Below are 13,022 nucleotides of genomic sequence, written 5' to 3' on the forward strand. Positions count from 1 at the left end.
TTTTAAGGCGAGATTCCCTTCAAAGATAGCAAAACTCTGTATGTCACCTGTTGGCCAGATATGACTAAAGTTGCAAAAAGATGACGGCTGAGTTGCGAAAAGATGACGGCTGGATCTGGATGAGCTACTATGTTCGGAAACCCTTTGGAGGGCTTAAGTATAACTAGGCGACACGAATATCGCCGGAAAGGAACACATGAGGTTTTATAAATTTGGTGCTACTCTCCTGACCGCATTGGCCTGTGGCGCTATGCTCCCAGTTGCCGATGCTGCGCCTAATCTGCCTGAACTCTCGGCACCCGTCGCTCCTAACCTTCCCCAAGTCCCTAACCTTCCCGCGCCTAACGTTCCCCAAGTCCCTAACCTTCCCGCGCCTAACCTTCCTCAAGTTCCTTCGCTTCCCGCGCCTAACGTTCCCCAAGTCCCTAACCTTCCCGCGCCTAACCTTCCTCAAGTTCCTTCGCTTCCTGCGCCTAACGTTCCCCAGCTTGAAGAATTAGAGCCGGCCCCACCAGTCAATAGCCACGTCAAGGAAAGCTACGTCAGCTTTGGCGACTCAGTAGCTGCAAATCCGACCGCCTTGGATGTCACCGTCTACCGAGCGAAGCTGAAGAACCCCTCGATACAATGGCCGACGACCCGAGAAGGTTTTTGTGCGCAGGACCCCAACAATTTTGCAGCTCAGGCCGCGCGAAGCACCGGTCTGCGCCTAGAAGACTACTCGTGCCCCGGTGCCACTGCTTATGTAGAACCTACGGAAAATGATTCGATTCCACATGACACAGTTCGTCAGCAAGTTGAACGAGCCATCAGGGATGGCAGTCTTGATTCCAATACCCGGCTGGTCACCATCAGCGCTGGCGTGAACGACACCTACCAGCCCAGTAACTTCCCTTCAAAAACCACCCAGGAACAACGGATGAAACGCTTCAACGAGGCAATGGTGGGAGCAATTAATCGCATCAAGGAAACCGCGCCTAGCGCCAAGGTGATCATCCTCGGGATTCCCGATGAGACAGATGGTTTCAACCACACCTGTGGATCTAATCTTTTAAACGTTACCAGTCACTGGTACTTTCCGTTGGTAGCCTACTACCAAGACGAAGTTCGCGAGCAGCAGCGACGAGCTGCCGCTGATACGAATAGCGAGTTTCTTGACATGGTTGCCGAAATTTCCGTAGAAAGCGGAAAGAATGGTTGCTCGAACGATCCGGGCCGTTACGGCGCTTCCATTGCAGACGATGCCTCACACAAGCTCGCAGGCCACCTAACCGATGCCGGACACGTCTACTACGCTAAGCGCATTACTGAAACATACTTCAGTTAACCAGTCCATCCCCCTCTGCGTAGGCAGCTAGATACAGAAAGATTGATACACATGACACCCGAATTCGCCCTTATGCTTATCAGGGAGTATCCGTTGACCACTCCACTGATACACCTCACCGGTTTTCCAACCATCGAAAATTTTTGGGGGAGAACTCTTAACGCCTGGCCAAGCGTTAAGCAATCTTTAGAACTTTCATTTCAGGTAGCCGTTAACGCTCTACCTAAATTCTAGAATCCATTAGCGACTTTCTAACGGTCTAAGGAATCATCATGATGTCCAAAACCTCCGAACGCCCTAGGCTGGGCTCATCGAGCGTTAACCCTGACACCGCTATCCCCGGGCCGAAATCGTACCCGCTAATCGGAACCGCCTATTCACTCGATCCACGCAACATCGTTCAGTCCGGAACGCGATTGGCTGAAAAACACGGGCGTTTTTATCGACAAGAGATACCCGGCTCTGCACCGTTCTACGTGGTGACCTCTTTCGCCTTGGTCGATGAGCTCTCAGATGAAACCCGTTTTCATAAGGTCGTCCACCCCGCCCTCCAAGAAGTAAGCGGATTCTCTGGTAACGGCCTTTTTACCGCCGAGTTCGACGATCCGGAGTGGGGTAAAGCACATCGAATTCTTATGCCCGCTTTCAGCCCAGTTGCTCTGCGCGGAATGTACCACCGCATGGCAGACATCGCAGACCAGCTTATGCTTAAGTGGTCGAGAGCACGAGCCGATGAAGAAATTGATGTCGCTGGTGACTTCACTAGATTGACGCTCGACACCATTGCGCTCTGCTCATTTACATTTCGCTTCAATTCATTCTATACAGAAGGCTTTCACCCCTTTATCGACGCAATGGGTCGTGGCTTGAATCATGCCGGCAAGCGAGCCCATGCTTTGAAGATTCAGAAGACTCTTGGTCTTATTGGCAATCACCAGTTCAAGAACGATGTCTCGGTCATGCAGGACACCGTCGATAGTTTGATTAGGGAACGACGAAGGAATCCTAGCCCAGAGGGCTATGAAGACGTTCTCGATGTCATGATGAATGCAACCGATCCTGAGACTGGGGAGCGTCTGACCGACGAAAACCTACGCTATCAGTTGATTACGTTTCTAATTGCAGGCCACGAGACAACTTCTGGGCTGCTCAGTTTCGTTCTCTACGAATTGATGCGTAATCCCCGAGTCTTAACCAAGGCACGCGAAAACACCGATTCGGTCCTCAACGGTAGATTCCCTCAATATGAAGATCTCAAAGATCTAAACTACATTGATCAAGTACTTCGTGAAGGTCTAAGGAAGTACCCCACTGCTCCGGCATATGCAGTGACACCTTTTGAAACTACGACGATTGGTGAGAACGGTGGCACAGGAGGAACCCCTGTAACTGTCAACCCTGGAGACACGCTGTTGGTTCTCCTCGGACACATGCATCGTGATCCGGCCGTATGGGATAATCCCGAAGAGTTCAGACCGGAACGGTTCGATCCTGAGAATGCCAAATTAATACCTCATAATGCGTGGAAACCATTTGGAAATGGGCAACGATCGTGTCTCGGCCGCTTCTTCGCGCTCCAAGAAGCCACCATGATGCTTGCGTTGATTGTTCAACACTTGGATTTCAACTTCGCAACTCCAAGCTATGAACTGGAAATGCTTGACGGCCTAACTTCGAAACCGAAAGACCTGTTCGTCACTATCCAACCGAGGGAAGAATATCCGTACCTCGGACCCAAGCGCTACGACGAGCCTCACGCTGACGCTCCCACGACAGTAGAGACACCAATCACAAAGGTCGATGCTCCTCCGAACGGGTATAAGCTGCGCCTGCTCGTAGGTTCTAACGCCGGAACCTCTCGTAGTCACGCTGAAGAATTAGCGGCTTTTGCCAAAACACAAGGCTTCGAAGTCGACATGTCTGATCTCGATGATGCCGTCAATTCTCTGCAGGGGGGCGACATTGCAATCGTAGCTACCAGCTCATATGAAGGTCTCCCCCCGGATAATGCAAAGCGTTTCTTCAATTGGATAACAGGCAAGGAAACACCGTCACTAACAGGTGTGAAATTTGCTGTGCTTGGCAGCGGTAACTCAGACTGGGCAGAGACGTTCCAACGCGTTCCAGCCGAGATCGACGAGGCCATGGAATCTCGCGGAGCCATACGATTGATTGATCGCGGTGTAATTGACATGAAGGGAGACTATTTCGCCGACTTCGAATCTTGGTCAAAACGACTTTGGTCAAAACTCGCAGCCGATCTCGATCTTTCGTTCGATGATCACAGCAAGTCAGACTTCGTCGAGGTCACAGTAGTTGATGCTGGGCGTCAGAATATGTTGGTAGCCGAGACAGACGGCCCATTCGTCGAAGCAGTAGTCACCAGCGTTCAAAAGCTATCCACAGACGTTGATGGGACCATGAACGAGAAATTCAAGGCTGTTCTTGAACTTCCTGAAGGGATTTCATACTCGACAGGCGATTACTTAGAGGTACTTCCGAAGAACTCGTCATCCGGTGTCAACCGCGTGTTGGACCATTTCCAATTAGCAGGGGAAGATCGCATAAAGCTTTCCGGTTGCTCCACGTTCCTGCCCATAGACCAAGTATTGACAATTAATGATCTACTTGAAAACTACGTTGAGCTTGCAACACCGTTGAGCAAGCGGCACCTGGATCTAGCAGTTGCACAGTGTCAATGCCCACCCGAAAAAGCTCAACTATCGCAACTCGCTGAAACCGAAACTTACAACGAGCTGCTCGAGAAGCGGACCTCGCTCCTAGATTTCCTCGAAACTTTCCGATCTGTAGACTTCACCTTCGGCCAGTTCATTTCAATGCTTGAGCCGCTCCGAGCTCGTCGCTACTCAATCTCGTCGTCTGCTCTCGGTGAACCGACAAAGCCTTCTTTGACCTTCTCCCGCATCGAATCTCCTGCATGGTCAGGCCGTGGAACCTTCACTGGCGTTTCTTCCAATTATTTAGCGAAACAGCAGGCCGGTTCTAAGATCTTGGTTTCGGTAGTGCCCGGAAATAAACATTTCCAAGTGGAGCCAGATCCATCCATACCAATGATTCTTATCGGCGCTGGTACTGGGATCGCCCCTCTCCGTGCATTCATCGAGGAACGTGCAACACGTTGCCACAATGAAGGCATCACACCAGCTAAATCTTTGTTTTTCTATGGCTGCCACGGCCCCGAATCCGACTTCCTATATAGCGAGGAACTCCATGAGTGGGAGAAGGATGGTGTAATCGATGTTCGCACCGCGTTCTCACGTCACCACAGTCGAAGCGAAAGCGGTACGGACATTAAGTATGTTCAGGACCGCCTCTATTCGGATCGCAATGATGTGTTCAATCTTCTCGAGAAAGGAGCGAAGACCCTCGTTTGCGGAGATGCCAAGCGGATGGCCCCAGCGGTCCGTAAGACTTTCGCAAAGATAATCTCGGAGCACCGAGGCTTCAATGAGCAACAGGCTGCTGCAGAAGTCAGAAATATGGAGCAGGAACTCTTTACTTATGTAACAGAGGCATTCACCTAATCGAGCACACCCCGCTACTGAAAGGAAGCGCACATGTCTAAATACACTCTTCACCCAGATACCGACCACGGGGTACCAAAAAAGGAAATCATACGTCAATTTTTCTACTTCTTGAAAGTCATCCGAAAGAACAACATCTTCGAGCTCGGCTCTGTCGCCGAAGTCAAAGCAGATGCTAGAACCATTAAGCGTTTTGGCTCGCTTGAAAGCGGCGGCCTTGCCAACACCGCTCGGCGTCATCCAGAACGCCTGGGGCTTGTAGATGACGACGGAGAGCTGACCTACTACGAGTTCTATGACCGTGTGGTACGGCTGGCTACTGGTTTGATGCAAAATGGGGTCCGCGATGGAGGTAACCTAGCCGTCTTGGCTTTGAATGGTCGTGCTTCCATTTTCCCACTGTGCGCCCGCCAGTTCGTCGGCTATCACATCTTCATGATCAACGCTAATAGTTCTGGACCCCAGATCGAACGGGTTCTAGAATTCCACGAGGTGGAAACCCTCATTGTCGATCAGAGTTTCTACGACCGGCTCACCGACAAGACCAAAGAGAATTGCACCGTCATCATCGGGCATATCGACGACCCCGGAATGCTTCCAGCAGATGCCCTTACAATGGACCAGGTCATCGAGAGCGGTTCCACAGATCTCGATCTTCTACCTGAAAAACCTACTAAGTCACAGCATGTGGTAATGACATCAGGAACGACGGGCATGCCTAAGGGTGTAATCCGAAGGCAGCTGAAGTCCCCCCAAGGGATCGGACCCCTGCTTGGAACCGTCCCGTGGCGGAGAGGTATGTCCGTTCTATTAACCGGGGTGCTGTTCCACTTTTACGGGTGGGGCAATATGCTCATGTGCATCTTCACCGGTTCAACAATCGTTACGCAGCGGAACTTCGATTCTTCTAAAGCTCTTGAACAGTTCGAAAAATACGACATCAATGCTTGGATCAGTTCAGCCTCTCGTTTACGAGAGATGATCGCTCACCTCGACCGGAACGCAACCGACCGAGTAGACGGTCTAGAATTCATCACTTCTTCCGGTAGCCCACTAACCTCATACGAGGTCGAGAAAGTAAATGAGAAGTTCGGAAAAGTTTTCCACAACTGCTACGGGTCAACCGAGACCTCAGGGTTAGCCATCTCCGATGCTGACGAGCTAGCCGCAGATCCGACACTCACAGGCACTATTCACCCCGGTTCAGTTATCGAAATTCGTGATGACGACGGCACTCTTCTACCGGACGGTGAAATCGGCGAAATTTTCGCCGGCGCATACGATATGTTTGTTGGCTACACTGACCCTTCAATCGAGATCAAGACCAACAACAATCTTTTGCGAATGGGTGATCGCGGCTATCGACGCGGTAATCGGCTTTACGTTAAAGGTCGAGCAGATGACCTTGTAATCACACAGTATGGCGAGAAAATCTTCCCTTCGGAGATTGAGGATCTCCTCGTTCGGGACGAAAGGATTGACGATGTCCATGTTCATGGTGTCTCAGATCCTCACTATGGGCAAGCTCTGCGAGCCTACGTAATTCGTGAGGACGGGGTAACCGCAAACGAACTCGACGACGTGGAAGTGCGACGAATCGTGACGGCTGGTCTTTCAGATGCTCATGCACCGAGAGATGTATTCTTTGTGGCCGATTTCCCGCGAAACCCGATGGGCAAAGTGATCCGGCCTGAACTTCCCGGACAATCTACCGTTTAAGACTGTTAATCTACGTTCTCTGCACTGCTCCCCCGTTAGTTGCCTGCTGATGGGGGAGCAGCCCTTTTTCAGAACAACCGAATCCAACAACGCCTCAAAGGACCGCCCCGATACAGTATCTCGACCTCAGAATGGACTTCTAAAGAGAATGAAGCCTCATTTTCCTATGTGACGTAGGCTGTTTTGGGTTCCTTCCGGTCAAGTCCCGGGTAGTGGTGTAGCCGTCTAGCTTTCGGCTCGGTATTGAGTTCGGGATTTGGTTAGGCGGTTAGCTGGTGTTTGTCGCCGTGATCATCTCCTGGGTGGTGCATGAGTTGGTTGGTGTGTTCGAGTGTAGATAGTGACATGTAGCGTTTTTGCTGGATCCAATCGTCGTGCTGCTCGGCTAGGACAGGGCCGACGAGCCGGATGATGGATTCGCGGTTCGGGAAGATGCCGACGACGTCGGTGCGCCGGCGGATCTCCCGGTTTAACCGCTCGGTGGGGTTGTTCGACCAGATTTTTGTCCAGACTGGTTTCGGGGCTGCGGTAAACGCCAACACCTCATCGAGTGATTCCTCCAGATAGGCAGCGATCCACCTGAATTTCGGCTCCAGCAAATCGACTACCTCGCGGGCTTCTCCCCAGGTGGATGCGGCGTCAAGTTGCTGGAAGATTGTCTGGAACATCGCAGAGACCATCGGCAATTGTGTTTTCGGGACCTTTTCGTAGAGGTTTTTCGCACAGTGGGTGCGGCGAGCTGCCAGGATGCATCAGGAAGCACTTCGGAGATGGCGTGCTGGATGCCTTCGTGGGCGTCACTGGTGACAAGGAAGACACCACGAAGCCCGCGGGCTTTTAAGTCCTGGAAGAAGCCTTTCCACGATGCGTTGGATTCCGCAGTGGCGACATGCATGCCGAGCATTTCGCGGTAGCCGTCGGCGTTGACTCCGGTGGCAAGCAGCACGAAGCATTTGACCACCCGGCCGCCTTCGCGGACTTTGATCGTGAGCGCGTCACACGACAGGTAGGCGTACCCACCGGGATCGAGTGGGCGGTTTTTGAAGTTTGTGACCATCTCATCGAGTTTTTCCGACATGCGCGAGACGTGAGATTTCGACATATTTGCAATCCCAAGGGTTGCCACAAGGTCATTCATCCTGCGGGTGGAAACCCGTTTGAGGTAGCAGGTCGCGATCACTGTCGATAAAGCGCGTTCGGCCCGTAAGCGGCGCTCTAACAGCCAGTCTGGGAAGAATGCTCCGTGGCGCAGTTTCGGCACTGCGACATCGATAGTGCCCACACGGGTATCAAGGTCGCGGTAGCGATACCCGTTGCGGTGGTTGACCCGCTCGGTAGAAGCGACGCCGTACTCGGCCCCGCAGACGGTGTCGGCTTGGGCGGAGAGGATCTGGTTGATAAACCCTTGCAGCATCTGGCGCAACAGATCCGGGGAGGCCGGTTCCAGCAGATCGTCCAGATAGGTTGCAGGGTCGATAGAATGCGGAGCAGCGGTCATCGTCATGTGCCTTTCGGTGAGATGTGGTAGTTGAGTCGAAAGGTTACTGACGGTGGCCGCCCTTGTATCTCCCAGGGCCCACCATCAGAAAGCGTTACACCACACTAAGGGACGCAACCTGCAGTCCGCCTGACCACTGGAAATTTCGCCGTCAAGAATAAGCGCCAGCTTTCCGCCGGTGTCGAATTCGCCCCCACTTCCATGGGCCGAGGTGGCGCCGACGACCTCATCGCCGGACCAATGCGCATCGGCTCCCCCGGAGTGATCTCCGCGACCCGTGTCGCCGAGCAAGGACTCTTGGGAATGAACTTGCCGGTCCAGTACATGGAGTGGGCCGACCTCGGCTACGGCATCATCAACTACACCCGTGAGTCAGCAACGTTCGAGTACTGGTTCCAGAACAAATTCGATCCGTCGAGCCCGGATGTGCTCGCTCACCAGATGATCGCCTGGGCGAAGGAAGACACTTCTCACCATCCCTCGCTACCCGCACCAGATCGATGCGGTGACTTTTGCACGGGCTTCCGGTGAAGGCCACGTCGGGCATCCGCTCAGCGGCACCGGCCCCAGGCGTGAAATTACGGGCGCGCTAGCCCGGAGGCTCCCCCCGGAAAGGCGTGGCGGAACACTGTGCCCATGTGAGTAACTGCACAGATTCGCCCGTATTGGAAATTTCAAACTAAAGTTGGGTTTATTCCATTTTGAAAGGATTTTCCTATGCGAGCAGTTCGCTATCACGGACAGAAAGACATCCGTGTCGAAGAAATTGACGCTCCTGCTGCAGGCCCGGGCGAGGTCCTCATCGACATCGCATGGTGCGGCATCTGCGGCACCGATCTCCACGAGTACCTCGACGGCCCAATCTTCGTCCCGGATAAGGGAAACCCGCACCCGGTGACTGGCGAAGAAATGCCGGTCACGCTCGGCCACGAGTTTTCCGGCGTAGTTTCGGCCCTGGGCGAGGGTGTCGATGACCTCCAGGTGGGTCAGCACGTCGTCGTCGAGCCCTACGTTCTGCCTGACGACGTGGACCCGAAGAAACCGGGCCCCTACAACCTCCACCCCGACGTCAACTTCATCGGTCTGGCTGGTGGCGGCGGCGGCCTGTCGGAACAGGTCGCAGTGCAGCGACGCTGGGTGCACCCGATCGACAAAGGCATCCCGCTCGACGAGGCTGCGCTGATCGAACCGTTGTCCGTCGCCCACCACGCTTTCGTCGCCTCCTGTGCAAAGGAAGGTGACGTTGCACTGATCGGCGGCGCTGGCCCGATTGGTTTGCTCACCGCAGCAGTGGCCAAAGCCTACGGGTGCACCGTCGTGATCTCAGAACTCTCCGAGCTTCGGCGCCAAAAAGCGGTCGAAGCCGGCGTGGCCGACCACACAGTCGACCCGTCATCGCAGGACCTCAAGGAAGCGATCCAGAAAATCACCGACGGTAACGGGGCCGATGTCGCATTCGAGTGCACCTCCGTCAACGTCGTGCTTGATCAGCTCGTCGACTGCCTCAAGCTACAGGGCACCCTCGTCGTCGTGTCCATCTGGTCCAAAAAGGCCGAGCTCGACATCCATGCGCTGGTGATGAAGGAACTGACCCTGCGCGGCATCATCGGCTACGCCCACGACCACCCGGAGACCATCAAATTGCTCGAATCCGGCAAGGTCGATCTCAGGCCGTTCATTACCAGCAAGATCGGCTTCGACGGTGTGGTGGATGAAGGGTTCGACACCCTGATCAACCACAACGAGACTGCCGTGAAGATTCTGGTGTCGCCGGAGCTCTAGAACGGCAGCCGGCATCTCCGCCGCAGACAGAGGGACCCCCTACCCGGTTAAACACCGGGTAGGGGGTCCTAAGTTGGTAGCGGGGGCTGTGTCTGAAGTCATGACATAGTTGACACGGCGTGCCTGGGACATCATTCCTGATGGTTGACAGGTCAGTCGCGACATGGTTGACACTTAGGGGGCGGAAACATTCTGGGGTGATGGTTGACACCTCAGTCGCGACATCGTTGGCACCTTCCGCTACCCCCGCGCGTCTGGTGCCGATGCGGGGATCAGTCGGGACATCGTTGACAAATGAACAGCCCGAACCGCAACCTTGCCATCGTCAAAGCCGTCCGTGATCAAGGTGAACCAGTCATCAAAGTCGCCAAACGCTTCGGCATCTCCCGCCAGCGCGTCTACAAGATTCTTGCCGAGTTCGACGCCGGCGGCGCAGAGGCCATCGCCCCGAAATCCCGCGCACCGCACACCCACCCAAATGCCGTGCCGGACAGCTTGCGCAACTACATCATCGACATGCGCAAAGAACTCACCAAAGCAGGACTCGACGCAGGCCCAGACACCATCGCCTTCCACCTAGACAGGCAGGGGCTTCGCACCCCGTCAACATCAACGATCCGCCGCATCATCACTGACGCCGGACTCGTCGACCCGCAACCACAAAAGAAACCACGCAGCTCCTACATCAGGTTTGAAGCCGCCATGCCCAACGAATGCTGGCAAGCCGACATCACCTACCTCTTCCTCATCGACGGCAGACGCGTAGAAGTCCTCGACTTCATCGACGACCACTCCCGCTACCTGCTATCAATCACCGCCCGGCCAGCATTTACAGGCCCAGCAGTCGCAGCAGAACTCCAACGCCTCATCGACACCTACGGCCCACCGGCATCCACGCTCACTGACAACGGGCTGGTGTTCACCGCCCGGTTAGCCGGACGAAAAGGCGGCCGCAACGCTTTTGAGAAAGTCCTCACCGACAACTGCATCCAACAGAAAAACGGCCGGCCAGGACACCCACAAACTCAAGGCAAAATCGAACGCTTCCACCAAACACTCAAACGCTGGATCAACGCCCAACCACCCGCCGAAACCATCCCCCACCTTCAACGACAACTCAACGAATTCGCCGCCTACTACAACACCGAACGCCCCCACAGATCACTTGGGCGGCGCACCCCACAACAGGCATACACAACAGGACCCAAGGCCGAACCCAACCACACCCCCGAAGAAGAATGGCGCGTCCGCAACGATGTCGTCGCCCCCAGCGGCAAAGTCACCATCCGCTACGCCGGCAGGCTCTACAGCCTAGGAATCGGACGCGCCTACTACGGCGAAGAAGTCCTGATGGTCATCACCGACAACCACATCACAACATCACTAAAAGAAACCGGCGAACCCATCGCCGAGCACTACATCGACACATCCCGCAATTACCAAAAAGCCTACTGGCGAAAAGGCCAACCCCCACTGACCTGAAAACCAAAACCGGCGCCTTGGAAAAATAAAAACCAAGACACCGGTTTGTCCACCATGTCGCGACTGATCTGTCAACGATGTCGCGACTGAGGACATTGGTAGCGGGGGCTGGATTCGAACCAACGACCTCTGGGTTATCGGATTACATTCGAACCTAACTGGTGTTATTCGATTCTGACCATGCAGTTTAGGCGCGTTTTAGATCATTTAGAGCCATTTAGAAACATCCAGAATCATCCCTCTAGTGCACCATCTAGTGCACCACCCGCAAGCACTGACTGCATGGCCGAAACGTCGGTGAGGTCCGTGTAGTTTCGAGCGTTCATCACTTCGGTGTGCCCAAAGAAGGCGCTTCGGATCTCGGCGGGAACTCCGCGAGCGATTGCGCGGTTGTTGAGCACCGTGCGCCACGCGTGTGATCTCATGGAAGAAACGGCCGGGTCTTCGAGTTGGACGCCAATGTCTTTGTAAAGCGCCGCACACGCCTTGACTGTGTTATCCGTCCGCCAGTGCGAGTGCTTGCCCCCCGGTGCCGGAAGGAGCGGATCGCCGGGGCCGATTGTCTTGATTCGCTCTAGCCAGAATTTCTCGCACCGCGCATCAAGCATCGGTACGGTTCGCCCCCGGTGAGTCTTGGAGTGTTCTGCCTGCACCGTCACCGCGAGTGAGTCTTGCGTGACAGTCGCGTCCTCACGAGTGAGCGCAAGCGCTTCGCTAATACGCAGACCCGGACCTGACCCCCTGGTGGTGGACACGCTGAAACCAGCATGTCGCTGGGGAAGTGAGGTACCTTTCCACCATGCCACGCAAGACCTACACCGAGCGGTTCAAGCGTGACGCAGTCTCGTTGTACGAGTCGACTCCCGGAGCAACGATCAACGCGATCGCCTCCGATCTCGGGGTCAACCGCAACTCGCTGCGCAGCTGGCTCGATGCCTTCGGCACACGCACCAAAACCAATGCCAACGGTGAGAAAGTCGCCAGCCTCATCGCCGCGTCGGACTCCGCCACCGCTGCCTCAGGACTGTCGGACGCCGAGCGCATCCGCGTACTGGAACGCGAAAACGCCAAACTCCGCGAGGAACGAGAAATCCTTCGTAAGGCGGCCAAGTATTTCGCGGAAGAGACGAACTGGTGAACCGCTTCCGGTTCGTTGACGACCATCGAGACCTCTACGAGGTCAAGCGGTTATGCCAGGTCCTGAAAATCAATCGGTCCTCTTACTACGCCTGGAAATCAGCTGCCCCTGCCCGCCGGCAACGCCTCGTCGATGACGCGGTGCTGGGAGCGCAGATCAAGGCCACCTTCAACGCCGAGAACGGCTGCTACGGCGCGAAACGAGTGACTGCGGCGATCAACTCCGATCCCGTCAACGACCGGGGCAAGGGCGGCCGTCTCAATCACAAGCGCACCGCCCGGCTGATGCGGCAGATGGGCCTTTTTGGTTTCACCAGGAAACGCCGGGTGAAAACGACGACGTCGAGTAAACGGGCCCCGAGGTTTCCGGATCTGCTGCAACGCCGGTTCACTGCGGACAGGCCGAACGCGGTCTACGTCGGCGACATCACGTACCTGCCGATCGCGGACGGGTCGAATATGTACCTGGCCACGGTTATCGACTGCTATTCGCGGCAGTTGACGGGGTTTGCGATCGCTGATGTGAGGCAGT

At 54.9% G+C, this 13,022-nt stretch carries 7 protein-coding genes and 2 pseudogenes; 7 read left to right on the forward strand and 2 right to left on the reverse strand.

What is annotated here, in order from left to right; translation table 11 throughout:
- The first annotated feature begins 196 nt into the window (after positions 1-196).
- The 3 genes from QYR03_RS05200 to QYR03_RS05210 all read left to right on the forward strand — a co-directional run bounded on the left by QYR03_RS05200 (position 197) and on the right by QYR03_RS05210 (position 6,591).
- A complete protein-coding gene (locus QYR03_RS05200) occupies positions 197-1,327 on the forward strand; it encodes a GDSL-type esterase/lipase family protein (protein ID WP_301713454.1) in 1,131 nt (376 codons plus the stop codon).
- Positions 1,328-1,599: 272 nt separating this feature from the next.
- On the forward strand, positions 1,600-4,872 hold the full coding sequence (locus QYR03_RS05205; protein ID WP_301713455.1) for a bifunctional cytochrome P450/NADPH--P450 reductase: 3,273 nt from the start codon (positions 1,600-1,602) through the stop codon (positions 4,870-4,872).
- 33 nt (positions 4,873-4,905) lie between these two features.
- Positions 4,906-6,591, forward strand: coding sequence for an AMP-binding protein (locus QYR03_RS05210; protein WP_301713456.1), 1,686 nt, complete (start codon positions 4,906-4,908; stop codon positions 6,589-6,591).
- A 260-nt stretch (positions 6,592-6,851) separates the two neighbouring features.
- Here the strand turns inward: QYR03_RS05210 and QYR03_RS05215 are convergent.
- A pseudogene (locus QYR03_RS05215) lies at positions 6,852-8,089 on the reverse strand (IS256 family transposase).
- Between the two features lie 201 nt (positions 8,090-8,290).
- Here QYR03_RS05215 and QYR03_RS05220 point away from each other — a divergent pair.
- The 3 genes from QYR03_RS05220 to QYR03_RS05230 all read left to right on the forward strand — a co-directional run bounded on the left by QYR03_RS05220 (position 8,291) and on the right by QYR03_RS05230 (position 11,353).
- A complete protein-coding gene (locus QYR03_RS05220) occupies positions 8,291-8,620 on the forward strand; it encodes a hypothetical protein (RefSeq protein WP_301713457.1) in 330 nt (109 codons plus the stop codon).
- 186 nt (positions 8,621-8,806) lie between these two features.
- Positions 8,807-9,871 (forward strand): 2,3-butanediol dehydrogenase, encoded by a 1,065-nt coding sequence (locus QYR03_RS05225; protein ID WP_301713458.1) that lies wholly within the window; start codon positions 8,807-8,809, stop codon positions 9,869-9,871.
- A 294-nt stretch (positions 9,872-10,165) separates the two neighbouring features.
- Positions 10,166-11,353: an IS481 family transposase gene (locus tag QYR03_RS05230; protein WP_301713561.1), complete on the forward strand. Its 1,188-nt coding sequence runs from the start codon at positions 10,166-10,168 to the stop codon at positions 11,351-11,353.
- A gap of 233 nt (positions 11,354-11,586) precedes the next feature.
- Here the strand turns inward: QYR03_RS05230 and QYR03_RS05235 are convergent, their stop codons facing one another.
- Positions 11,587-12,159 carry a site-specific integrase gene (locus QYR03_RS05235; protein ID WP_367657544.1) on the reverse strand — a complete coding sequence of 191 codons (573 nt, stop codon included), beginning with the start codon at positions 12,157-12,159 and terminating at the stop codon, positions 11,587-11,589.
- Between QYR03_RS05235 and QYR03_RS05240 the strand changes: the two are divergent.
- Positions 12,153-13,012 (forward strand): annotated as a pseudogene (locus tag QYR03_RS05240) (IS3 family transposase); the annotation flags it as partial. The gene QYR03_RS05235 and the pseudogene QYR03_RS05240 sit on opposite strands and share 7 nt — an antisense overlap.
- Between the last annotated feature and the right edge of the window lie 10 nt (positions 13,013-13,022).

The organism is Corynebacterium sp. P4-C1 (assembly GCF_030503595.1).
GTDB lineage: Bacteria > Actinomycetota > Actinomycetes > Mycobacteriales > Mycobacteriaceae > Corynebacterium.